We start from the raw sequence: 23540 nt of genomic DNA on the forward strand, positions 1-23540 counted from the left end.
ACGCAGATTTAGCAGATCAGGCAGATAAAATGAGACTGAAAACCTTACTAACCACTTTAACTAAACTATATTATGAAAACAACAGAAGACAGAATTCAGGAATTGATTAACGATTGGATTACGAACCCGAGATGGAAAGGGGTTGAGCGTCCTTACACTGCGAGTGAAGTAGTAACGCTTCAAGGGTCTTATAAAATTGAATATTCTATTGCCAAAATGGGTGCGGAGAAATTATGGAGAAAGTTAAAAAGTCAGGATTATGTTGCGGGTTTGGGAGCGTTGACTGGAAATCAGGCGATTCAGGAAGTCGATGCGGGTTTAGAAGCAATTTATTTAAGCGGATGGCAGGTTGCAGCCGATGCAAATCTGGCGGGAGAAATGTATCCTGATCAATCGCTTTATCCAGTAAATAGCGTTCCGATGGTGGTTAAAAAGATCAATAACGCTTTATTGCGTGCCGATCAGATTCAGACTGTAAATAATATTGAAGATAAAAAAGATTATTTAGTTCCCATTGTAGCCGATGCCGAAGCAGGTTTTGGCGGAAATTTAAATGCTTTCGAATTAATGAAATCGATGATTGAAGCTGGAGCTTCTGGAGTTCATTTTGAAGATCAGCTGAGTTCTGCTAAAAAATGTGGACACTTGGGCGGAAAAGTTCTGGTACCAACTCAGGAAGCAATTAATAAATTGATTGCTGCAAGATTGGCATCAGATGTTATGGGAGTTTCAACTTTAATCGTTGCGAGAACAGATGCTGATGCTGCTAATTTATTAACGAGTGACGCAGATCCAAGAGATAGAAAATTTTTAACTGGAGAAAAAACTGCGGAAGGTTTCTTTTACGTTAAGAACGGAATTGATCAAGGAATAGCTAGAGGTTTAAGCTACGCGCCTTATGCCGATCTAATTTGGATGGAAACCAGTAATCCTGATTTGGATTACGCTAGAAAGTTTGCAAAAGCCATGAAAAAAGAATTTCCAGATAAAATGCTGGCGTATAATTGTTCTCCATCTTTCAATTGGGCAGCAAAATTATCAGTTGCTGAAATGGAAACGTTTAGAGAAGATTTAGCTGAAATGGGATATGCTTTCCAGTTCATTACTTTAGCAGGTTTCCATGCTTTAAATACAAGTATGTTTGAATTATCTAAAGCGTACAAAGAGCGCGGAATGGCAGGATATTCTGAATTGCAGGAAAGAGAATTCGCTTTACAGCAAAACGGATTCAGAGCGGTAAAGCACCAAGCTTTCGTAGGAACTTCTTATTTCGATGCGGTTCAAAATACAGTAATGCTAGGAAAATCAGCGATAACAGCGATGGAGCATTCTACGGAGGTTGAACAATTTTAATTTTTTTTCGCCACGAATTCACGAATTTTTATTTTCAATGATTGTCAAAAAATAATTCGTGAATTCGTGGCGGAAAAACTTTATTTTTTCAAAAGCCTTGCTTTCATTTTGCTGAAGAATTCGGGTGTTACGCCAATGAAAGAAGCGATTTGTTTTTGAGGAACTTTGTGAACCAATGATCCATATTTTTTTGTGAATTTTTCGAAACGTTCTTCTGCAGGTAAACTCAAGTTGTCCATTAATCTTTGTTGATTTGCTACTAAAGAATTTTCAATTAAAATCCTGAAAAAACGTTCCAGTTTTGGAATTTCAAGATACAATTGCTCCTGATTTTCTTTGGATAAAGAAACAACTTCGGCTTCTTCTAAAACTTCAATAAAAAGCTGTCCTGGTTTTTGTGAAAAGTAACTGTACATATCGCTCATCCACCAGCCTTCGCAAGCGAAAGAAAGAACGTGTTCAACAATATTATCGTTGATATTGAAACTTCTTAAAATTCCAGAGTTTACAAAATAAGAATGCTTGCAGACTTCTCCAGCGTTCAATAAAAGCGTTTTAGCTTTGTAAGTGTTCGTTTCCAGTTTAGATAAAAAAAGCGCCTGTTCTTCTGGTGTCAGAGAAACGTGTTTGGCAATATTTTCGAGAATTAATGCCATTATTTTTTATCGTCTATTAAGGTAAATGAAGTTGCTTTGAATCTGTCTCCTTTAATTTCTCCTGTAACTAAAGCTTTGCTGATGGCATTGCAGAAGCCTTTTTCAGCGTGTGCATCTCCGTGATCGTGAATTGTGGTTCCGTCAACGAAATATGATTTTCCGTCAATACGAACGGCTAAATCACAGCTTTTGCCTTTCATTCCGAATTGGCATTCTCCACATGAAGCTTCTACAATTGTTGGTTTATCAAATTTCTTTTTGCTTTGTGCTTGCACAGCGATTCCAATAAAAAAGAAAGTTGCTAATATTATATTTTTCATAGTTAAGAATTTACAGTTATTAATTTTGCCGTTTCCTTAGCGCGCTCTGTTACTTCGTTGATTGGAGTTGAAAGTGTATCGTGACTTAAAACAACGCCCATTCTTCGGTAAGGTCTTGAAGTTGGTTTCCCAAAAATTCTGAAATCGGTTTTAGGTAACGCTGCAACTTTTTCTATTCCAGTAAAAGTAGGATTAGTTGAATCTTCTGAAGCTAAAATTACAGCACTTGCTCCAGTTTTTTCTAAAGTAATTTCGAAAATTGGAAGACTTAAAATAGCTCGTAAATGCAATTCAAATTCGTTGAAATTCTGCGTTCCTGCTAAAGTTACCATTCCGGTATCGTGTGGGCGTGGAGAAAGTTCAGAGAAATAAACGCCTTCTTTTGTTAGGAAAAATTCAACGCCAAAAAGTCCTGCACCGCCAAGCGCTTCGGTAATTTTTTCGGCCATATCTTGCGCTTCGTACAAATCTTTTTCTGAAACCAAAGCGGGTTGCCAACTCTCTTGATAATCTCCTCTTTCTTGTCTGTGTCCAATTGGAGCACAGAATAAAGTTGGATTATTATTTTGAGTAATTGTTAAAAGTGTGATTTCTGAATCAAAATTGACAAATGCTTCTACAATAACTTCGATAACATCACCACGTGAACCTGCAACGGCATATTGCCAAGCTTTTTCAATATCACTTTCTGTTTTGATTGTAGATTGTCCTTTTCCTGATGAAGACATTAAGGGTTTTACAACACAAGGAATTCCAATTTCCTGAACGGCTTTTTGAAGCTCTTCAGCTGAAGTTGCGTATTCGTATTTTGCAGTTCTTAATCCTAATTCTTTTGATGCTAAATCACGAATGGCTTTACGGTTCATGGTAAAGTTTGCCGCTTTCGCTGAAGGGACAACGGTAATGCCTTGTTTTTCGTAATCGTAAAAACGTTCGGTGCGAATGGCTTCTATTTCTGGAACAATAAAATCGGGTTTGTGTTTGGCTACAATTCGGTCAAGTGCTTCGCCGTCTAGCATATTGATGACTTCGAAACCGTGAGCAACTTGCATGGCTGGTGCATTTTCGTAACTGTCAACTGCAATTACCGTTTGTCCAATTCGTTGTGCGGCAATGACAAATTCTTTGCCTAATTCGCCTGAACCTAGGAGTAGTATTTTCATTTTGGAGTGTTGTATTGTTTGAGTAGTAAAAGTAGGGAAAAAGCTTTTTTTAACCACGAAGTTCTCGTGCTGATTTTGCAAATTAATTTAACCGCAAAGAGCGCAAAGATTTACGCAAAGGACGCAAGGTTTTATTTAGATGTAAAAAAGGTTCGCAAAGATTGGTTTAAAATCTTTGCGAACCTTTGCGTAATTCTTTGCGCTCTTTGCGGTAAAAAAACGTTGCGGTTAAACAATATTAATGAAAATGATCTTCTTCAATTTCAAATTCAGCATCTTTTTCCCAGATTTCCATTTCGCAGGGTTTGCAGTTGAATTTTAGTTTGTATTCCAATTCTCCCTGTTTTAAAACCAATGGTTCTTTTACCTTAACACCAACAATGTCTTTTTGGTGAATTGGACATTTTTTCAATTCGTATTTGATGCAATATTTAGTTGTCATTACACGAGATTTTCCTGGATCCCACTGTAATTCGAATGCTTTTTCGATTTCGGTAACACCATGTCGTTCGTAGAATTTACGAGCTGTTTTGTTCGAAACGTTGTACATGAAATCCAGTTTGGTTTCTGGATACGGATGTGACGTTTTTACTAATTGGTGTTCTTCACGAACGTAATTTGCCAAACGAATTTCTGATAATTGTTCGTAAACATTTCTTCTCATTTCGTTGATTTTTGAAATAGGAAGGAACCAGTTTTCAGAGAACATTACGTTGATTTCATCAGCGCTGTAAGGTGTAAAACCTGTTTTTGCCAATTGAACTTTAATGTTTTCTTCGATCGAATCGCCTGTTTTAGTTTTTTCTTTCGGATGCTCTAATTTTACTGTGCTTACGTTTCCGTCTTCGTCGGTTGCGATTAATTCAAAACCGTTTTCGTTTTCAGTAAGCAATAAAGTCGTTCCGATTTTACGGATCGCACTGTCTTCTCTTTCTACAATTTTGATGAAAGCAGCGTCATTATTTCTATATATGAAAGTCCCGTCTTTGATTTCTTTTAAAACGTTTGGATAAACTTTTCCGTTTTCGGCTTTGTTTACATAGATTCCGTCGGCTTCATTATTTTCGTTGATGAAACAAAGTCCGTCACCGTTGTTTAATAATTCGCCGTTTTCAATTTCGTAAGCGTTTCCAATAGTTCGGATTAATTTACCAATATATTGCCCTTTTGATTTTGGACTTTCCCAAGAACCAATAGAACTGTGTCTTTCGTTCACAAAATAATCAGTATAACCACGGTTGAAAGTTCTGCTTAAAGTAGAATCGAAAGTATAAGTACATTTTCCAGAAGAAGCTTTAATATATTTATCACTTCCTTCTAAAAAGCTGTCTAATTTTTGGCGTAAATAAGAAACGTTGTTTTTAACGTAAGCAACGTCTTTTAATCTTCCTTCGATTTTGAAAGAAACGATTCCAGCTTCAATCAAATTCGGAATCTGATCTGAAACATCTAAATCTTTAATCGAAAGCAAGTGACTGTTTCGGATTAAAGTATCTCCGTTTCCGTCGATTAAATTATATGGTAAACGGCAGTTTTGTGCACAAGAACCTCGATTCGCACTACGTTCTCCGTTTGCCACACTCATATAGCAGTTTCCGCTAAAAGAAACACATAAAGCTCCAGTTACGAAAAACTCTAACTCAACATCAGCGTGATCGTATATTGTTTTAATTTGATGTAGGTTTAACTCACGTGCTAAAACGACACGTTTAATACCAGCGTCTTTTAAGAATTTAATTTTATCTGCATCACGATTATTGGCTTGTGTACTTGCGTGAAGAACAATAGGAGGCAAGTCCATTTCCATAATCGCCATATCCTGAATGATCAGGGCATCAACACCAATATCGTATAATTCCCAAATCATGGCACGACAAGTTTCTAATTCGTTATCATATAAAATGGTATTGATAACAACAAAAACCTGTGCGTTAAATAAGTGCGCATATTTTACCAGCTCGGCAACATCTTCAATAGAGTTGTTAGCATTTGAACGTGCACCAAATTGAGGTGCGCCAATATATACAGCATCTGCACCACTATTTATGGCGGCTATTCCTCCAATTAAATCTCTAGCAGGAGCTAATATTTCGATTTTCTTCTTCATTTCTAAAACTTTAGACTTTTGTGGTATTCCCGAAAAAAAGTGTGCAAAGGTCTAATAAATTATTTGAGTTTGCTAGCAATGAAACGATTTTTTTGAAATTGTTAACTTAATATGGAATGATGATAAACGAAAAAACAAACTTATATCAATCAAGCGGGAAATTGTATCCAAGAGCAAAAACTGCATTTGACTGTTTTGCAGCTGGATGAAAATATCCAGAAATACCAATTTCGAAATTATTATGCCTGCCCACAGCTAATCCAATACTAAATGGAATGTGTAATAAAACATCATTTTTATTAAAATTAACATTGGGTGTAAACGTTTCAAATTTACCTATTGAAGTTCCAATTCCACCTTCGATAAATGGTGCTACCCATGGAATTGGTGCGCAAAAACGTACTTTTCCTCCCAATAAAAAAGCATTAGTGGTTACTTTGTATTGAGGTTGATTTTGAATATTTTGATTTTTATCAACAGATGTAAAAATTGCACCAGCATATGGTCTTACGCTAAACCATGATTTTAATCCTATAATATATTCGCCTTGTAGATAGAGTCCGCCTCCCATAACGTCAACCTCTTCTTGATTTCCATAATTTTCGATGTAATAAGAAGCGCTTGATGCGAAACCTATAGAGGCTTTTATAGAATTGCCTGTTGTTTGGGATTGTGTTTGACTTGAAAAGAGAATTATAAAAAGAATAAAAAAATGATTTAAAGTTAATTTCATATTAGTTATGGATTCGGTTGTTGGATTTAATTGGGTGCGAATGTAAGAATTAATAGTAATTAAAAAAAAACCGCCCGATCCGAAGACCGAGCAGTTCTCAAAAAAAAAGCATGAATCGATCGATTAATTTGCTCTCATTTTAATTTGTGATAAAGTATTTTGAATACTGTTCAATTGTTTTGAAACGATGTAGATCTGTTCGTGCTCTAGGTGATTTTCTTCGAGTGCTTTTTTATATTTTTCAATTGCGGCTTCTTCACCAGTTATGCACGCGTTTATAATGGCTTCGGTATCGCCTCCTGTAAAAGCTGATTTGATATCGATCCAAGTACGGTGTAAAGCTCCAAGCGGACCTCCGCCAGAAGTATCTGTAGATTTTCCTAGTTTATTGATTTGGTTTTGTAACTCTACAATAAATAAAGCTCGTTCGCGGGCATATTCAAGGAAATCGGTTTTTATAGCGGGATTTTCTACATGCTCAGCTGCATCTGTATATCCTAGTTTTCCATCTTCAAGAATTGAAATTAATCCTTCTAAAGTTTTAATGGTTTCTGTTGTGGTTTCTTCTGCATGTGTCATGATATATAATTTTTTGAAATTAATATGCTACAAAGTTTGTAATTATAACATGCTTTGTTTTACAGAATTACATTTGAAGTTTTATAATATTGTGGAGTGGGAATTTTGAAACTTGTATTTTTGTTTCAATTGCCTCTAGCTTTAGCTGAAGGAAGATAAATGGATCAAGTTAGTGGCTTCAGCCGAATCCATAGTTTGGCTAAAGCCTTTATGGAAGTTTAATTATAACCTCCAGCTAAAGCTGGAGGCAATTGAATTAGAAATTGTTTTCTTTTAAAAATGATATTTCTTGATGAACGTTTTGCGTGAGGGATAGGAGCGATATCCTTTTATGGCGGGGTTCGCGATAAAAGATATAGCGGATAGCCCGGCCGTAGGACACGCCCATAAAAAAACAGCTTAAAGTATAAAAGTGATGAAACTTTTGAACCTTAAGCCGTTTTTATAAAACTTTAGAATATTCTTATGCAGTCAAAGCTTCTTTGATTCTGCGTAATGCTTCTTTTAAAATATCGTTGCTTGTTGCGTAAGAGAAACGAATACAGTTTGGATTTCCAAAAGCGTCTCCAGTTACTGTAGCTACGTTTGCCTCAGCTAAAAGATACATCGAAACATCGTTTGCATCTTTAATTTCGTGTCCTTTTAATGTTTTTCCAAAGAAAGAAGAAACGTCTGGGAATACATAGAAAGCTCCTTCTGGAACGTTGATTTTTACTCCTGGAATTTCTTGTAATAACCCAACTACTAAATCTCTACGGCCGTGGAAAGCCTGAACCATTTCGTTTAATACACTTGGATCAGCATCTACAGCAGTAATTGTAGCGCGTTGAGCCACAGAATTTGCACCAGAAGTTACTTGTCCTTGAATTTTTGTACATGCTTTTGCAATAAATTCAGGAGCTCCGATATAACCAATTCTGTATCCTGTCATGGCGAATGCTTTTGCAACTCCGTTTACAGTAATTGTTTTCTCTAACATTCCTGGGATTGAACCGATACTGCAGAAAGTTCCTGAGAAATTAATGTGCTCATAAATTTCATCTGAAACTACATAAATATTTGGGTGTTTTTCTAAAACTTTAGCAAGCGCTGTTAATTCTTCTCTGCTGTAAACTGAACCTGAAGGGTTACATGGAGAAGAGAACCACATCATTTTTGTTTTTGGCGTGATTGCAGCTTCTAATTGTTCTGGTGTCATTTTGAAATCTGTTTCAACAGATGTTGGAACTTCAACAGGAACTCCACCAGAAAGTTTTACGATTTCATAATAAGAAACCCAGTATGGTGCTGGTAAAATAACTTCGTCACCATCGTTTAACATTACTTGCGCAATGTTGTATAAAGATTGTTTTGCTCCTGTAGAAACTACGATTTGAGTTGGTTTGTACTCTAAATCATTATCTCTTTTGAATTTTCTGCAAATTGCTTCTCTCAATTCTAGGTAACCTTCTACTGGAGAATAAGTGCTATAATTTTCGTTAACTGCTTTAATTACTGCTTCTTTGATAAAATCAGGTGTATTGAAATCTGGTTCACCTAAACTTAAGCTGATAATGTCTTTTCCTTGTGCTTTTAATTCTCTTGCCAAAGCGGCCATTGCTAGAGTTTGCGATGTCGCAAGGTTGTTGATTCTGTCCGAAAGAATATGATTCATTATAAAATTTTTGAATGTCCTTAATTTGCTGTTTATTAAGGAAGGTTAATTATTAATAGATTTCTTTTTAGTTCTTAAACTGCTAATTCCGGTTTCATTCCCAATTCACGTAAATGTTTAAAGTGAGCAATAACAGCACTTCGCATTGTTTTGTATTCGTAATAAGGCAAATTGCATTCTTTTGCTGTTTCTTTTACAATCTTAGCAATTTTGCCATAATGAATATGACTGATATTTGGGAAAATATGATGTTCGATTTGATGGTTTAATCCGCCTGTGTACCAATTTACGATTGCATTTTTTGGAGCAAAGTTGGTTGTAGTATACAATTGATGAATAGCCCAAGTATTATCCATTTCTCCCAAATCATTTGGAGTTGGATTTGTAGTATGATCAACTACGTGTGCTAGTTGAAAAACTATACTTAAGATCAATCCAGCTGTGTAGTGCATTGCAAAAAATCCGACAAGCACTTTCCACCATGTAATTCCAATTACAATTGGTAAAATAATCCAGATTGAAACATAAATCATTTTAGTAATAATAAGCGTTGTCCACAAAATTTTTGGATTTTTTGGCTCGCCATAAGATAGTTTTCTCTTTAAATAGTTTCTCATCTGCTTAAAATCGGTAGTTAATGCCCAATTGAAAGTCAATAAACCATATAAGAAAACAGAATAATAATGTTGGAAACGGTGAAAACGATGCCATTCGGCATGTTCTGTAAAACGAATAATTCTTCCTGCATCTAAATCTTCGTCATGTCCAGGAATATTGGTATAAGTATGATGCAATACATTATGCTGCACTTGCCAGTTGTAAACATTTCCAGCCAGAACGTAGATTGTTCCGCCCATAAATTTATTAATCCAACTTTTAGTAGAGTAAGAGCCATGATTTCCGTCATGCATAACGTTCATTCCGACGCCAGCCATTCCTACACCCATCACAATTGATAAAAGTAACATAACCCAAAAAGGCATGTCAAGCGTAAGAATTAAAAAGTATGGAGTTAGAAAAACGGCAAATAGAATAACAGCTTTTAAGTGTAACTTCCAGTTTCCGGTTTTTTTGATATTATTTTCTTTAAAGTAATTGTTTACGCGAGTGTTAAGCGTTCTAAAAAACTTTAAATTGTCTTGCCGTGCAAAAGTTGGAGCAGTGTTATTCATAATTAATTTAAATAGTTTTCAAAGGTAATTATTATAAATTTTCAATTTGCAAAATTGAGTTAAATATTTCAATCGTAAAGTAGTACTTTTGTTAAAAAATTATAGCAATGGATGAGATATTGAAATATTTTCCCAATTTGACCGATCTTCAAATTGAACAATTTCAAAAATTAGACTTTTTATACCACGATTGGAATGAAAAAATCAATGTTATTTCGCGTAAAGACATCGATTCATTATATACAAAACACATTTTACATTCATTAGGAATTGCGAAAGTTATGAAGTTCGAACCAGGAGCGACAGTTTTGGATGTTGGAACAGGCGGAGGTTTTCCAGGTATTCCGTTAGCGATTCTTTTTCCAGAAACCCGTTTTTATCTAATTGATGTTATTGCCAAAAAAATAAAAGTAGTTCAAGGTGTTGTTGATGCGCTTGAGTTAAAGAACGTAAAAGCAGAGCAAAAACGTGCCGAATTAGTAAAAGGCGATTTCGATTTTATTGTAAGCCGTGCTGTAACCAATATGCCTGATTTTGTGTCATGGATTAAAGACAAAATCAAGAAGCAGAATAAGCATCTGTTGAAAAATGGAATTTTGTATTTGAAAGGTGGTGATTTAAGTGAAGAGCTGAAAGATTTTCCAAATGCTACTTTATATGATCTAGCGAATATATTTGAAGATGAATTCTTTGAAACTAAAAAAGTGGTTCATCTACCACTAAAGTTTAAACCTTAAATAAAATAACCCGAATAGAACTTTCTAAACGGGTTATTTTTTTGAACAAAACTAAGGTTAAAATTATGAAGCTTTTTTAGGAAGATTCAGAAAGCTGTTTGCTTTATAATCTAAATTATCAATCATACCATGAATCGCATTTTCTGATGCTTCAACAGAATATTGGAATTTTTCATCGAAGAAAAACTCTCTACAAATTACAGGTTCGTTTGATGAATCATATACAGATTCGTCACTTTCATCTAAAATATCATTTTTATATGGATTAGGATGAGAGTGAGTTAAGCTGATAATAGTTTGAGCAAACCAATTGTCAAAGTTTTTCTTTTTTGGCGTAATATGGCGTGCCAATAATACCAATCCCACAAGATCATTTTGTAAAAAGTAAGAACCTTTTCGGTATCTTACGTCTATCATTCTCACATTCATTAATGCAATCCAAAGTGCACCATTTACTGAACCAGTTGCAGGGATTTCAAAATCGGTGTCAAATAATAAAGGATTTGTTTGTTCACGATTATTGACAGAACACCATAATGCTTCAATTCTTTTTTGAGTATCGTTTGTTGCTTGGCTGTATCCTGTAAAACGCCAATAAACCCACTCTAATAATGCAGCTGTCAGACCAATTGAACCTTTATGATTTATTTGCATTAAGGTATTTTCAAGATCATCATTTCCTTCAATAGGATCCAAAAGTTTGTTTATTTTCTTTTTTGTCCATTTGTAGTCAATAGGATGTCCTATGCTTTTTGATTCCATAATAACTTTAGGAACATTGTTTAAATTTCTCATACTTATTATTGCTTATTTTATTAGATCTTTTAATATTGTTTAATATTGGAGCAAATTTATAAGGATGAGTTTTTTTTGACTGGAACAAAAAGTTTTTAAAGTATTAAAATAAGGCATTTAAGTGTTTTAAAGTGCTGATTTTTAAATAAATAAGAAAAGTATTACAAAAATAACAATTAAATGAAAGTAAGTAAAAATAAAAGCCGATCTTCAAAGAAGATCGGCTTTATATATGGTCAGATTTATACTAAACCTGAAATTTTAAATTGTATTAACCCAAGAAAGGATATCTGTAATCTTCTGGAGTTACAAAAGTTTCTTTGATAGTTCTTGGAGAAGCCCAACGCAATAAGTTTAATGCAGAACCTGCTTTATCGTTGGTTCCAGAAGCTCTTGCTCCACCAAATGGTTGCATTCCTACAACAGCTCCAGTTGGTTTGTCATTGATATAGAAGTTACCAGCAGAGTTTTGTAATTTAGTTGTAGCTACTTCAATAGCATAACGATCTTGGCTGAAAACTGCTCCTGTTAAAGCATACTCAGAAGTAGTATCTACTAATTCTAAAGTTTCTTCCCATTTAGCATCTTCGTAAACATAAATCGTGATAACCGGTCCGAACAACTCAGTTTCCATTGTAGTATATTTTGGATTTGTAGTTACAATAACTGTCGGTTCAATAAAGTATCCAACAGATTTATCGTAATTTCCTCCAACGATGATTTCAGCGTCAGCATCTTTTTTAGCTTGATCAATATAACTAGCTAATTTGTCAAAAGACCCTTCATGGATAACTGCTGTAATAAAGTTTCCGAAATCTTCTGGAGAACCCATTTTCATAGATTTTACATCAGCAATTAATTGTTCTTTTACAGCTGGCCATAAACTTTGCGGAATATAAGCTCTAGAAGCAGCAGAACATTTTTGTCCTTGGAATTCGAAAGCTCCACGAGTAATTCCTGTAACCACCTGTTTTACGTTTGCACTTGGATGAGCAATGATAAAATCTTTACCTCCAGTTTCACCAACGATTCTTGGGTATGTTTTGTAATTGTGGATGTTTGCACCAATTTTTGCCCAGATATCTTTAAATACGTGAGTTGATCCTGTGAAGTGAACACCTGCAAAATCACGGCTTGCTAAAACAGTATCTGTAATCATTAAAGCATCTCCGAAAACTACGTTGATAACTCCGTCAGGAACTCCAGCTTCTTTGAAAACTTCTAAAATGATTTTTGTAGAAAATACTTGACTATCACTTGGTTTCCAAACCACAACGTTACCCATCATTGCAGCACTTGCAGGAAGGTTTGCAGCGATTGCAGTAAAGTTGAAAGGAGTAATAGCGTAAACAAAACCTTCTAATGGTCTGTATTCTACACGGTTCCAAACAGAAGAATCTGATTTTGGCTGATCGTTGTAGATTTGAGTCATAAACTCAACATTGTAACGTAAGAAGTCGATTAATTCGCAAGAAGCATCGATTTCTGCTTGGTGAATATTTTTAGATTGACCAATCATTGTAGCTGCGTTAATACGAGCTCTGTATGGTCCAGCGATAAGTTCAGCAGCTTTTAAGAAAATAGCAGCACGCTGTTCCCATGCCAAGTTTGCCCATGCTTTTCTTGATTCAAGTGCATTTGCGATTGCTTTCTCGATATGTTGTTTTTCAGCTAAATGATATTTTCCAACTACATGCTGGTGATCGTGAGGTGCTGTAATGTTTCTTGTATTTCCAGTTCTAATTTCTTCGTTTCCAATATATAAAGGAACGTCAATTTGAGAATTCCACATTGTGGTGTAAGCAGCTTGAACAGCAACTTTTTCTGGTGAGTTTGGTGCGTAGCTCTTTACAGGCTCGTTTACCGCTTTTGGTACATGGAAAAATCCTTTAAGCATGTTATTTAAATTTGTGAATTAGACAATTTAAAGTTAGACGATTTGATTTGTTACGAATAATCTAACGTTGCACAAAAGTACAAAGGATAAATTAATAAATTGACAATTTTATGATTAAGATAACGATAAAAGCAATAGTTGTAAACTATATCTTAATTTAATGCAAAAGGAGCACACATTCTAAAAGTAGGAACAATTACTTTGAATGTTTTTGTTGTAGTAAAATTGATCATATTGAAATGACCTTTCATTGCGCCATAAGGAGACGATAATAAACAGCCAGAACTGTAAGTGTGGTTTTCACCAGGTTTTAGAACCGGTTTTTTACCAATTACCCCCTCACCATCTACAACTTCTAAATCATTTAAAGAATCGAAAATTTCCCAGTGGCGAGAAGTTAATTGTACAGAATCTTTACTATGATTTTCGATGGTAACTACGTAGCTAAAAGCAAAATGAATCTTGTAGTTTTTGAAGTAAGTGCCTTCAAAACTAGTCAAAACAGATATTTTTATGCCTCGTGTAATTTGAGAAACCATACTAACGCCGTATATATGTGAGTGTTATAAAGGCAAAGCTACAAAAAAAAATCGTTTAATCTAAAACCTTAACATTGTTTTAATTGACTATATTGATAGAGTTTGCATTTCCTTTTCCAATTACACGCTGATAACGATCTGTTGCTTCTTTATAATACACTAAGATCGTGTACTCGTTTTCAGTCTGATAAAAGTTTCCGTCAACGGCATTTTCAAAATCGACGACGCCTTTTTTGTCAGCAACTGTATACTGAAAATTAGTAAAACCTTGCTTAATCATAATGGCTTTTTCAAAAACTCCTTTATCATTGTTGTAGTCCATTTTATATTCTGGAGAAAGACTGTAGTTATTAAACATTCCAGAAATATAAATGTCTTTATTCATTCTAAAAGCAGGAGCAGAGAGGCTAAAATAAACCCAAGCATAATCGGCTTCAATATCATTGTTAGAACCGTTGATGTTCTTAACAACAAAATTTCCGTTTACATCTTCATAATTCGTATAAATCTGATTTCCTCTTGCGGCATTGGTATACAAAAACGAATTGTAAATATCGTTGTTAGAACCTACTTTGGCAACATTATTACTGGCTGCTCGAATGTCCTTGTTTTCAAAATACAAAAACTCATTTCCGCCCCAAAATTGAGTTTCTTTATCATATTTATAGACCAGCTGATTACCAATTGTATATTGAGGAACAATATTTTTTATTTCCGTATGAAAATTTCCGTTTTGCAGTAAAAGAACTTTTACATTTTGCAATGGAGTTTGAAATACAATATCATTAGATAAAATAGCAAAATCAAGATTCTGTTTGTAATCGATATTGCTTAAATTTCTGCTTCTTTTTACCTGCACGCCAACCGTACAATGATTTTCATGTAAAATAAATTTTCTTGAGAAAACAACTTCTCGGTCTTCATTAAGAATTCGCAACATATAATTCCCCGAAAGCTTCAATAATTGCGTAAACTGATTCGGAAAAGAAAGTCTATAATGTGTATAAACCTGAAGCGTATTAAACGAATTCGAAAAATCGGTAATTCTCTGATTATCCATTCCAAGAATATAGTCCGTTTTTGGGATTTGCGTTGGGAACCAATTGTAGTCGCAATGAATAACTTCAAAGTAATAATTGGCTTCATTACCAAACAAATCATCAAATTGAAATGTAAACGGAGAACCTAATTCGAAAATAGGCGGAACATTACTGCCATTCTGAATAAAAGAAGCAGTTTTAATATTGTAAGGAGGATCGATTTCTTTTTCTTGAGCTTTCGCTAAAGTGAAAATGAAAAGAAAAATAAAGCTTGTATATAAAAATTTTGGCATCTTAAAACTTTGTAAGATTGTAAATATAACAATTTTATATAACGAAAAAGATGCCGATCTATTGGATTTAACGATTAATTTCCTAAAATATACTCTAAGTTGCCTTCAATCTCATCATTGATATAACTTTCTTCTAAAAGTGAGTCAGACAATAATTTTTTGTTTTCCTGCAATTTGATGATTTTTTCTTCTACTGTATTTTTAGAAATAAAACGAATCACATTTACTTTATTCAATTGCCCGATTCTATGCGCACGTGCCACACCTTGTTTTTCAGCAAAAGGGTTCCACCAAGGGTCCAAGAATAAAACATAAGAGGCCTTTGTAATATTCAAACCAACTCCACCCGCTTTAAGCGAAATAAAGAATAACAGCGGATTTTCTTTTTCCTGAAACATTTTTACCTGCTGTTCTCTTTTGTCTGATGGAGTTTCGCCTGTAATTTCGCAGAACTCAATTTTGTTTTCCTTGCACCAATCGGTATAAAAATTTAGATTTGTAACAAACGAACTGAAAATGATAACTTTCTGTTTTGCTTTCACTAAGTTTTCAAGATAATTGGTAACCGCAATATATTTTCCAGAATCAACTTCAGATTCCTGATCAACCATTTTTGGGTGATTGCTCAGCTGTCTCAGCTTCATCAAAGTATTAATGATGTTGATTTTGTCTGGACCAGATCCGTCAGTTTTAAGCAAGAAATTACGCGCCTTAGATTTCTCTTTTTCGTATAATTTTTCCTGTTCAGGATCCATGTCGCAGTAATAAATCTGCTCAGTCAATTCTGGCAAATCTTTTAGGACCTGTTCTTTAGTTCGTCGCAAAATATAAGGAGCGATGAGGTTTTTTAATTCTGTTAAAACTTCTTCATTTTGTTTTTTCTCAATCGGATTTTTGAAGTTCTCCATAAAGAAAGCATAACTTCCCAAAATCTCAGGATTGATAAACTGCATTTGCGACCATAAATCGTCAAGCGAATTTTCGATTGGCGTTCCACTTAAAGCAATTTTATGCCCTGTGCTGATTTTATTTATGGCTTTAAAAATCTTAGAATTTTTGTTTTTGATGTATTGACTTTCGTCTAAAATCAAATAACGGAAATCGTATTTTTCTAAAATAGAAATATCTCGATGAATGATGCTGTAACTTGTGAAAATTAAATCGGTCGAATTAATTCTGCTTGCTAAAGATTTTCTTTCATTACCCACATATTGTATTTTCGAAAAGTGCGGGGTGAATTTTCCAGCCTCATTAAACCAGTTAAAAACCAATGAAGAAGGCAGAACTATCAAAGCTTTTAATGGTTCTCTTTCAATAGTAGTTTCGTTGGCAAACAAATCAAAATTGGTCGTTTTGGTTGTAAAACCTAATTGTTCTTGTACAGAAACCAAAACAGATAAAGTCTGCAACGTTTTTCCAAGTCCCATATCGTCAGCCAGACACGCACCCATGTTGGAGTTGAAATGTCCTAAAAGCCATTTTACTCCGTCAATTTGATATGGTCTCAAAGTTGCTTTTATTAAATCAGAACCAGTAAATTCAGCTTGATGAATTTGGTCTAAATCATTGTCAATTTCTGAAATTCCGTCTAAAGCGGTAAAATTGCTTTTTCGTAAAAGTAAAGCGCCATTTTCTGTTTTAGCCAATTTTGCTAAAGAGCCGTACTTGCTAAACCATTCTAACGGAATCAAAAAGTAGTTTCCGTCTGGCAATGCAAAAAGTCTTTCTTTGCTTTTTATGTTCGGAATAATTTCGCTGAAATTGATTTTATAATTTCCAACTGTAATGATTATTTTAATGTCGAACCAATCTCCAGTTGTTTCTTTTGAAGCAGAAATAGTATAGTTTTCTGTAATGATTTCTTTGCTTTCCAGTTTTAGATTTTCAATAGTAAAACCTAAATTTTTCAGTTCTTCTTTATGGTCAATAATCAACTGAATATTGACGAAAGGATCTGTGTTTTCAGCTTCTGAATTTAATCCAAATAATTCGTTTTTGATTTTGGTTAAACCAATTTCATTTAATTTATCGACATATAAACTCTCGTCAGGATTTCTTTTAAACTGAATTATTTTAGGTTCATTAGCAATACTAAAATCTACAAAAGAATGTGTTTTTTTAATTTTGCTTGCATCAAATGAATATCCGTTATAATCAAAATAAAGATTAAGATAATAACAGTTTTTAAAGAAATCATGAATAGGCTGAATCGTGCAAGAAATGATTTTGTCACGAAGTTCAATTTCAAAACCTGTCGCTTCAATATCAATTTTCTTTGCGATTTGCGGAATGAAACTTTTAAAGTAATCGTCAACTAATTTTGATGGTATTTCAATAGATTTTTTCTTTAAAAAAGGTGTCAGTTTTTTAGAGTTCAACTCTTTTAGTTGCCCTAGTTTTTTGTCTATAATAAGCCAGCCTGGTTCGTCTAAAAGAACGTCGACTTTGCTATTCATTGGAGAAAAAGTGGTTTCATTTTCTTTTAAAGAAAGTGTATAAGTAATTCCTTCAGTATGTTTGTCAAACTGAATCTGTGGTTCAAAATCAAGCGGTTCAATGCTAACTCTCGAACGATAGAAATCTTTTTCAGGTCCAAGATTTAAAGACAGAGGAAATTGCTCTTTTACAATTAAATCGTAAAACGAACTTAAATTGAATTTTAAGTGTTGGCGAATCGCAAATTCAATTTTTGAATCTTTCTGTAAATCGGCAATTGTTTTGGCTGACTTAATTTTGGCACCGAATTTTTTAAAAATAAATTCAGGTTTAAGAGAATCGCATGCCGTTAATATTCTTTTTGAGTTGGAATCTAAATTATCAAAAGTGATTCCGAAACTTTCAAGTACATCGGGACTTGCTTTTTTGTCTAAATATTTGATTTCGCTAGTATTCTCAACAATGTATGCGGTTGGAATATAGACATTCAGATTTTTTTCCAAACTGATGTCAAAACAGAACTGAAATGATTTTGTAGGTTCCAAGATTTAGGGATTTGGTTAGGCTTGTAATTTAGGTTTGGGCAAAAAAATAAAAGGAGTTTTCAAAATAGTAATAATTTGAAAACTCCTTTTAAATGAACTTGTATCACTTATATGGTGAAAAAATTAGTTTTCCTGTTTAAAGCAAAGCGGAATAATTTCGCCTTTTGCTAAACAATATTTTTCAACCAATTCTGGTGCAATTTTATTCGTATAATCTTCTTCGATAACAATAAAACCAATGCTTCTTAATTTATCGAAATAATCGCGTCCGTAAACACGCACGTGATCGTATTGTCCGAAAATTTTAGCACGTTCTTTTTGATCTGTAATCGAATCATCTGCAAACGTAACTTCGCGAGATAAATCCTGAGGAATTTGAAGAATCGCCATTCCGCCTGGTTTTAAAACACGATACAACTCTTGCATTGCTTTTGTATCGTCTGGAATGTGCTCTAAAACGTGATTACATAAAATAACGTCATATTCGTTGTCTTTGAAAGGCAAATTACAGATATCTGCTTTTACATCTGCCAATGGCGAAAGTAAATCAGTCGTTGTGTAGTCTAAGTTTTTCTGCTTGCGAAATCTTTTGTAGAAAGCTTGCTCTGGAGCAAAATGCAATACTTTTTTTGGCGCTGTAAAAAAATCAGTCTGATCGTTTAAATATAACCAAAGTAAACGGTGTCTTTCTAAAGAAAGTGTACTTGGCGAAAGCACATTATTACGTTGTTTTCCGTAACCGTAAGGCAGAAAAGATTTAAAGCTTTTTCCGTCAATAGGATCTGTAAATTTATCTCCTTTTAAAGAGAAAGCTAAAATTGGGCGTGCTACATAACTCAAACGAATTAATAATGGACGCGGAATTGTATTAAGGACTAATTTAAAAAGTTTCTTCATGGGGGCTATTTCGCAGAGTTACACAAAGTGAGCACAAAGCTTCACTAAGTGTTTATAAATCTTTTTATATTGTTTTTTAATATTTTTGAATCAAAATTGATTAACAATCCTAAGGGATAATTTCCGAGTTTTAGATAGGTTAGTATTTGCGCAAAATGAACATCTGTAAAAGCTTCAACAGTTTTTAATTCAATTACGATTTTGTTTTCAATAAGCAAATCAATTCTGTATCCATGATCAAGTTTTACGTCTTTATAAATTATAGGTAGGGCTTTTTGTTTTTCAACAGTTAAACCAGAATTTATAATTTCGTAGTATAAGCATTCCTGATAAGCGGATTCCAGTAAACCGGGACCTAATTGTTTGTGAACTTCAATTGCTAAACCTATAATTTTATATGAGATAGTATTTAGTTCGTCTTGTGATACTTCATTTTCCAAATACATTTTTTAAAAGGCGTATAAATAAATTTTGCGAATCTCGGCGTATATCTTTGTGAATCTCTGTGGAATAACTACAATACCAAAGGCACTTGTCTGAATTCATCCTCTTCGTTGCTTTCGATTCCTAAAGCTTTATAGATGTATTGGAAAGTCGATAATAATTCAGGTTTTCCATCAATTAAAGCTACATCATGCTCAAAATGCGCACTAGGTTTTCCGTCGGCAGTTAAGATTGTCCAGCCATCTTTCAGTTGTTTGATGTTTCTAGTTCCCATGTTGATCATCGGTTCGATTGCTACAACCATTCCTTCAACAAAAAGCTTTCCACGTCCGCGTTTTCCGTAGTTTGGCATTTCTGGCTCCTCGTGCATTTTTTGCCCAACACCATGTCCAACCAATTCACGAACTACGCCGTAACCGTGCGCTTCAGTGTATTTTTGAATCGCGTTTCCAACATCTTCTACACGATTTCCTGCTTTAAATTCTCTAATTCCAACGTAAAGAGATTCTTTAGTAACACGTAAAAGCTTTTTAACTTCTGGTGCAACTTCTCCAATTTCGAAACTGTATGCGTGGTCTCCGTGAAAACCATTTTTAAAAGCACCGCAGTCAACCGAAATAACATCACCGTTTTTAAGAGGAACATTATTTGGGATACCATGAACAACCTGAGCGTTTGGACTCATGCAAAGCGAATTCGGGAAATCATACAATCCAAGGAAACTTGGAACTGCACCGTGATCACGAATAAATTCTTCGGCTAATTTGTCAAGATATAATGTTGTAACTCCTTCTTTAATTTCAGAAGCAATCATTCCTAATGTTTTTGATACGATTAAAGCACTTTCGCGCATTAATTCGATTTCCTCTCTAGTTTTTTGGATAATCATATTTTTTCCATTTTCAGTTGGCAAAAGTACAATTTTTAATTAAAATTTTTCGCCACGAATTCACGAATTATCTCAAAACAAAATTTTTAAAAAAGATATTTCACAGATCAATTAATTAATTTCTGAAGAAAATTCGTGAATTCGTGGCTATCAAAACAATCAATAGAGTTAAGTTTTTTGAGAAAAAAGCCATAAATTAGTAGTGCAAATGTTTATAATTATGGAAATTTCAACTGATCAAGATATAGCTAAAGTAAAGGCATTAAAGAAAATGAAAGCAACAGCTTTGTCTCTTTTGGGTTTCGCAGTGCTTCTTTTTATAATTGCCATTTACTTCAAAATTCCGATACTTCAGGCTTTTAGCGAGGCAGCAATGGTTGGCGGAATAGCCGATTGGTTTGCAGTTGTGGCACTTTTTCGCCATCCTATGGGAATTCCGATTTGGCATACGGCAATCATTCCCACAAAGAAAAATGAAATAGGAGAGAACCTCGGAAATTTTGTTTCTGAGGAATTTTTGAATCGTGAAAAACTAGAAATTAAACTGGATGAATTCAATTTTGCAACCAAAGCGTCAGAATGGCTTTCACAAGAAGGGAATTCTAATAAAATAGCAAGTGTTGTTGCGGTAAATATTATTCCAGGAATTTTAAGAACAATAAAAGATGAAGATGTTAAAAGATTTATTCAGGTTCAATTTAAGGAAAAAATTGAAGGAATAAATTTTGGCGATTGGGTTGCGTTGGCATTAGAACCTTTGCAAAAAGGAAATCTAAAAAATCAGATGCTGACAAATCTTTTGGAAGTTATGAGCAGTGAATTGACCAATAATAAAGATTTAATTAGGCAGAAAGTAAAAGCTTCAACGCCATTTTTAAGCTTTGGTCTTGCTGATAAAAGCATTACTGAGGGCGTGTTTAACGGTTTGCAGGATTTCTTAAACGAGGCGAAAAAACCTGAAAGCGCTGTTAGATTAAAGATTGACGAATACATTTTTAATTTCTTGGAAAAAATAAAAAACTCTGAAGAAATGAGAGTTAAAATCAATGATATGATTTTAGGTTTTGTTGGGAAAAAAGAAGTACAGGATTATATTAATGGAATTTGGGATGAAATTAAACTTTCTATAACAAACGATTTAAGTCGTGGTGATGATTCTTCGATAAAAAATAACATTGCTGATTTGATTCAGACTTTCGGAAACGGAATTAAAGAAGATTCTATTATGATTGACAAAATAAACGGATTTATCAAGAATGATTTATTATCAATGCTTTTGAACAATAAAAAAGTAATTGGAGATTTGATTTCGTCAACCGTAAAAAGTTGGGATGGAAAAGAAGTTTCAGAGAAATTAGAATTAGAAATCGGGAAAGATCTTCAATACATAAGAATCAATGGAACTTTGGTTGGTGGGGTTATTGGACTTGTGATTTATGGAGTGGAGCAGATTTATCATTATTTTATTGTTTGATAAAAAAGATTTCAAAAGATACGGTTGTCAGGCTGAGCGGAGTCGAATCCCTGTTATTACGTTTTATAAGCCTTCGACTCCGCTCAGGATGACAATTAGAGTGTGTGTAAAATAGTTCTCGCAAAGTCGCGGAGAAGCAAAGTTTATAAATTTCTTTGCGACTTAGCGTCTTTGCGAGATTTTTTTAAGTTCTATTTAATAAACTTATATAACTTATATGTGAAAATTATAGAAGTGAATGACAAGTCATAGCATTTGGCTGCTGAATTCCCATCAACTCTAAAATAGTAGGAGCAATGTCACCTAAAACACCATCTTGAATGTTTTTTAGTTGTTTGTCAACTAAAATAATTGGAACTGGGTTTGTTGTGTGAGCCGTGTTTGGAGAACCATCAGGATTGATCATGGTTTCACAGTTTCCGTGATCGGCGATTACGATTGTAGTGTAATCGTTAGCAAGAGCAGCGTCGATTACTTTTTTCGCGCAAGCGTCAACCGCTTCACAAGCTTTAATTGCAGCTTCCATAATTCCAGTATGTCCAACCATGTCTCCGTTAGCGAAATTTAAACAAACGAAATCAACTTCGCCTTTGTTCAATTCAGGAACAAGAGCGTCAGCCAATTCGTAAGCGCTCATTTCTGGTTTCAAATCGTATGTTGCTACTTTTGGAGAGTTTCTTAAGATTCTTTCTTCACCTTCAAAAGGAGTTTCTCTACCTCCAGAGAAAAAGAAAGTTACGTGCGGATATTTCTCAGTCTCCGCAATTCTGATTTGTTTTTTACCAGCTTTTTCTAAAACCTCACCAAGAGTTTCAGTGATATTATCTTTATTGTAAACTACTTTTACGTTTTGGTACGTTTCATCGTAGTTTGTCAATGTTACATAATATAGGTTTAGTTTATGCATGTTTTGCTCGTGGAAATCCTGTTGCGAAAGTGCTTCAGTAAGTTCGCGTCCTCTGTCTGTTCTAAAATTAAAGAAAATTACAACATCGCCTTCAACAATTGTAGCAAGAGGTTTTGCATTGTCATCAACAATAACAACAGGTTCGATAAATTCGTCAGTAACATCTTTTTCGTAGCTTGAAAGAACACTTGCAACGGCGTTTGTTGATGGAGTTCCAACGCCATTTACAAGAAGATCATAAGCTAATTTTACACGTTCCCAACGTTTATCACGATCCATTGCGTAGTAACGCCCAACAATAGAAGCGATTTTTACAGGAGTATCTTTAATATAATCTTCTAAATCATGAATATATTTTGCTCCAGATTTTGGATCAACATCACGTCCGTCTGTAAAAGCATGAACATAAACTTGATCTAAACCATATTCTTGAGAAGCATCAATTAATCCTCGAAGGTGTGAAGTATGTGAGTGAACACCACCATCTGAAACTAATCCTAAAAAGTGTACTTTTTTATTATTGTCTTTAGCGTACTTAAAAGCATCAACTAAAACTTGCTCTTTTGCTAAAGTTTTGTGTTCTACGGCTAAATTTATTTTGGCTAAATCTTGGTATACAATTCTTCCTGCACCTAGATTCATGTGTCCAACCTCGCTATTTCCCATTTGCCCTTCAGGAAGACCAACATTTAATCCGTCAGTTCTAAGCTGTGCGCTTGGGTAGTTTTTATAAAGACTGTTTATAAAAGGAACATTTGCATTGTCTATTGCAGATACTTTAGGGTCAGGAGATTTTCCCCAACCATCCAAAATCATAAGGATAACTTTTCTGTTCATTGCATTTTTGTTTTCTACAAATATAAGGCATTTCTAAAGTTTGAAACCTGAGCAATGTTACATTTATATTTAA

At 34.2% G+C, this 23540-nt stretch carries 20 protein-coding genes; 3 read left to right on the plus strand and 17 right to left on the minus strand.

Features of this window, described 5'->3' with window-relative positions; translation table 11 throughout:
* Positions 1 to 72 precede the first annotated feature (72 nt).
* Positions 73 to 1353 (plus strand): isocitrate lyase, encoded by a 1281-nt coding sequence (aceA, locus tag DMB71_RS07455; RefSeq protein ID WP_111364978.1) that lies wholly within the window; start codon positions 73 to 75, stop codon positions 1351 to 1353.
* 80 nt (positions 1354 to 1433) lie between these two features.
* On the opposite strand, the gene DMB71_RS07460 is transcribed toward aceA, so the two are convergent.
* The 8 genes from DMB71_RS07460 to DMB71_RS07495 form a co-directional block, all read right to left on the minus strand.
* Positions 1434 to 2009 (minus strand): Crp/Fnr family transcriptional regulator, encoded by a 576-nt coding sequence (locus tag DMB71_RS07460; RefSeq protein WP_008467238.1) that lies wholly within the window; start codon positions 2007 to 2009, stop codon positions 1434 to 1436.
* The gene (locus tag DMB71_RS07465; RefSeq protein ID WP_111364980.1) at positions 2009 to 2329 is read right to left on the minus strand and encodes a DUF6370 family protein; all 321 of its coding nucleotides are present in this window, start codon (positions 2327 to 2329) and stop codon (positions 2009 to 2011) included. Before DMB71_RS07465 ends, DMB71_RS07460 begins: the two co-directional genes overlap by 1 nt.
* A 2-nt stretch (positions 2330 to 2331) precedes the next feature.
* A complete protein-coding gene (gene purT, locus DMB71_RS07470) occupies positions 2332 to 3507 on the minus strand; it encodes a formate-dependent phosphoribosylglycinamide formyltransferase (protein ID WP_262510411.1) in 1176 nt (391 codons plus the stop codon).
* A gap of 223 nt (positions 3508 to 3730) precedes the next feature.
* The gene (locus DMB71_RS07475; RefSeq protein WP_111364983.1) at positions 3731 to 5599 is read right to left on the minus strand and encodes a peptidase U32 family protein; all 1869 of its coding nucleotides are present in this window, start codon (positions 5597 to 5599) and stop codon (positions 3731 to 3733) included.
* Positions 5600 to 5744: 145 nt separating this feature from the next.
* On the minus strand, positions 5745 to 6332 hold the full coding sequence (locus DMB71_RS07480) for a hypothetical protein (protein ID WP_111364984.1): 588 nt from the start codon (positions 6330 to 6332) through the stop codon (positions 5745 to 5747).
* Between the two features lie 123 nt (positions 6333 to 6455).
* Complete coding sequence (locus tag DMB71_RS07485; protein WP_111364986.1) at positions 6456 to 6911, minus strand: ferritin-like domain-containing protein; 456 nt, start codon at positions 6909 to 6911, stop codon at positions 6456 to 6458.
* Positions 6912 to 7374: 463 nt separating this feature from the next.
* On the minus strand, positions 7375 to 8565 hold the full coding sequence (locus DMB71_RS07490) for a pyridoxal phosphate-dependent aminotransferase (RefSeq protein WP_111364987.1): 1191 nt from the start codon (positions 8563 to 8565) through the stop codon (positions 7375 to 7377).
* 74 nt (positions 8566 to 8639) lie between these two features.
* Positions 8640 to 9737 (minus strand): fatty acid desaturase family protein, encoded by a 1098-nt coding sequence (locus tag DMB71_RS07495; RefSeq protein ID WP_111364989.1) that lies wholly within the window; start codon positions 9735 to 9737, stop codon positions 8640 to 8642.
* A gap of 107 nt (positions 9738 to 9844) precedes the next feature.
* Here DMB71_RS07495 and rsmG point away from each other — a divergent pair, with 107 nt between their 5' ends.
* Entirely contained in the window at positions 9845 to 10474 is a 630-nt protein-coding gene (gene rsmG, locus DMB71_RS07500) for a 16S rRNA (guanine(527)-N(7))-methyltransferase RsmG (protein WP_111364990.1), read from the plus strand.
* Positions 10475 to 10537: 63 nt separating this feature from the next.
* On the opposite strand, the gene DMB71_RS07505 is transcribed toward rsmG, so the two are convergent.
* The 8 genes from DMB71_RS07505 to map all read right to left on the minus strand — a co-directional run bounded on the left by DMB71_RS07505 (position 10538) and on the right by map (position 20249).
* Complete coding sequence (locus tag DMB71_RS07505) at positions 10538 to 11269, minus strand: hypothetical protein (RefSeq protein WP_111364992.1); 732 nt, start codon at positions 11267 to 11269, stop codon at positions 10538 to 10540.
* Positions 11270 to 11540: 271 nt separating this feature from the next.
* On the minus strand, positions 11541 to 13166 hold the full coding sequence (gene pruA, locus DMB71_RS07510; protein ID WP_111364993.1) for an L-glutamate gamma-semialdehyde dehydrogenase: 1626 nt from the start codon (positions 13164 to 13166) through the stop codon (positions 11541 to 11543).
* A 152-nt stretch (positions 13167 to 13318) separates the two neighbouring features.
* Positions 13319 to 13705: a Co2+/Mg2+ efflux protein ApaG gene (gene apaG / locus DMB71_RS07515; protein WP_008467225.1), complete on the minus strand. Its 387-nt coding sequence runs from the start codon at positions 13703 to 13705 to the stop codon at positions 13319 to 13321.
* Between the two features lie 79 nt (positions 13706 to 13784).
* Positions 13785 to 15038, minus strand: coding sequence for a type IX secretion system plug protein (locus tag DMB71_RS07520; RefSeq protein ID WP_111364995.1), 1254 nt, complete (start codon positions 15036 to 15038; stop codon positions 13785 to 13787).
* A 74-nt stretch (positions 15039 to 15112) separates the two neighbouring features.
* Positions 15113 to 18019: a DEAD/DEAH box helicase gene (locus DMB71_RS07525; RefSeq protein WP_111364996.1), complete on the minus strand. Its 2907-nt coding sequence runs from the start codon at positions 18017 to 18019 to the stop codon at positions 15113 to 15115.
* A gap of 123 nt (positions 18020 to 18142) precedes the next feature.
* Entirely contained in the window at positions 18143 to 18916 is a 774-nt protein-coding gene (locus DMB71_RS07530) for a class I SAM-dependent methyltransferase (protein WP_008467221.1), read from the minus strand.
* A 44-nt stretch (positions 18917 to 18960) separates the two neighbouring features.
* Positions 18961 to 19362, minus strand: a complete 402-nt coding sequence (locus DMB71_RS07535) for a GxxExxY protein (RefSeq protein WP_111364998.1) — start codon at positions 19360 to 19362, stop codon at positions 18961 to 18963.
* A gap of 68 nt (positions 19363 to 19430) precedes the next feature.
* Entirely contained in the window at positions 19431 to 20249 is an 819-nt protein-coding gene (gene map, locus DMB71_RS07540) for a type I methionyl aminopeptidase (RefSeq protein ID WP_057117239.1), read from the minus strand.
* A 220-nt stretch (positions 20250 to 20469) separates the two neighbouring features.
* On the opposite strand from map, the gene DMB71_RS07545 reads away from it, so the two are divergent.
* Entirely contained in the window at positions 20470 to 21723 is a 1254-nt protein-coding gene (locus DMB71_RS07545; RefSeq protein WP_111365129.1) for a DUF445 domain-containing protein, read from the plus strand.
* 226 nt (positions 21724 to 21949) lie between these two features.
* On the opposite strand, the gene gpmI is transcribed toward DMB71_RS07545, so the two are convergent.
* Positions 21950 to 23467, minus strand: coding sequence for a 2,3-bisphosphoglycerate-independent phosphoglycerate mutase (gpmI, locus tag DMB71_RS07550; protein ID WP_111364999.1), 1518 nt, complete (start codon positions 23465 to 23467; stop codon positions 21950 to 21952).
* Positions 23468 to 23540: the final 73 nt, after the last annotated feature.

The organism is Flavobacterium tistrianum (assembly GCF_003254545.1).
Taxonomy (GTDB): domain Bacteria; phylum Bacteroidota; class Bacteroidia; order Flavobacteriales; family Flavobacteriaceae; genus Flavobacterium; species Flavobacterium tistrianum.

What these genes read in the sequence shown, in the direction of transcription:
- aceA (WP_111364978.1), top strand. Translation starts at nt 73, where the DNA reads ATGAAAACAACAGAAGACAGAATTCAGGAATTGATTAACGATTGGATT.
- DMB71_RS07460 (WP_008467238.1), bottom strand. Translation starts at nt 2,009, where the DNA reads ATGGCATTAATTCTCGAAAATATTGCCAAACACGTTTCTCTGACACCA.
- DMB71_RS07465 (WP_111364980.1), bottom strand. Translation starts at nt 2,329, where the DNA reads ATGAAAAATATAATATTAGCAACTTTCTTTTTTATTGGAATCGCTGTG.
- DMB71_RS07475 (WP_111364983.1), bottom strand. Translation starts at nt 5,599, where the DNA reads ATGAAGAAGAAAATCGAAATATTAGCTCCTGCTAGAGATTTAATTGGA.
- DMB71_RS07480 (WP_111364984.1), bottom strand. Translation starts at nt 6,332, where the DNA reads ATGAAATTAACTTTAAATCATTTTTTTATTCTTTTTATAATTCTCTTT.
- DMB71_RS07485 (WP_111364986.1), bottom strand. Translation starts at nt 6,911, where the DNA reads ATGACACATGCAGAAGAAACCACAACAGAAACCATTAAAACTTTAGAA.
- DMB71_RS07490 (WP_111364987.1), bottom strand. Translation starts at nt 8,565, where the DNA reads ATGAATCATATTCTTTCGGACAGAATCAACAACCTTGCGACATCGCAA.
- DMB71_RS07495 (WP_111364989.1), bottom strand. Translation starts at nt 9,737, where the DNA reads ATGAATAACACTGCTCCAACTTTTGCACGGCAAGACAATTTAAAGTTT.
- rsmG (WP_111364990.1), top strand. Translation starts at nt 9,845, where the DNA reads ATGGATGAGATATTGAAATATTTTCCCAATTTGACCGATCTTCAAATT.
- DMB71_RS07505 (WP_111364992.1), bottom strand. Translation starts at nt 11,269, where the DNA reads ATGAGAAATTTAAACAATGTTCCTAAAGTTATTATGGAATCAAAAAGC.
- pruA (WP_111364993.1), bottom strand. Translation starts at nt 13,166, where the DNA reads ATGCTTAAAGGATTTTTCCATGTACCAAAAGCGGTAAACGAGCCTGTA.
- apaG (WP_008467225.1), bottom strand. Translation starts at nt 13,705, where the DNA reads ATGGTTTCTCAAATTACACGAGGCATAAAAATATCTGTTTTGACTAGT.
- DMB71_RS07520 (WP_111364995.1), bottom strand. Translation starts at nt 15,038, where the DNA reads ATGCCAAAATTTTTATATACAAGCTTTATTTTTCTTTTCATTTTCACT.
- DMB71_RS07530 (WP_008467221.1), bottom strand. Translation starts at nt 18,916, where the DNA reads ATGAAGAAACTTTTTAAATTAGTCCTTAATACAATTCCGCGTCCATTA.
- DMB71_RS07535 (WP_111364998.1), bottom strand. Translation starts at nt 19,362, where the DNA reads ATGTATTTGGAAAATGAAGTATCACAAGACGAACTAAATACTATCTCA.
- map (WP_057117239.1), bottom strand. Translation starts at nt 20,249, where the DNA reads ATGATTATCCAAAAAACTAGAGAGGAAATCGAATTAATGCGCGAAAGT.
- DMB71_RS07545 (WP_111365129.1), top strand. Translation starts at nt 20,470, where the DNA reads ATGGAAATTTCAACTGATCAAGATATAGCTAAAGTAAAGGCATTAAAG.
- gpmI (WP_111364999.1), bottom strand. Translation starts at nt 23,467, where the DNA reads ATGAACAGAAAAGTTATCCTTATGATTTTGGATGGTTGGGGAAAATCT.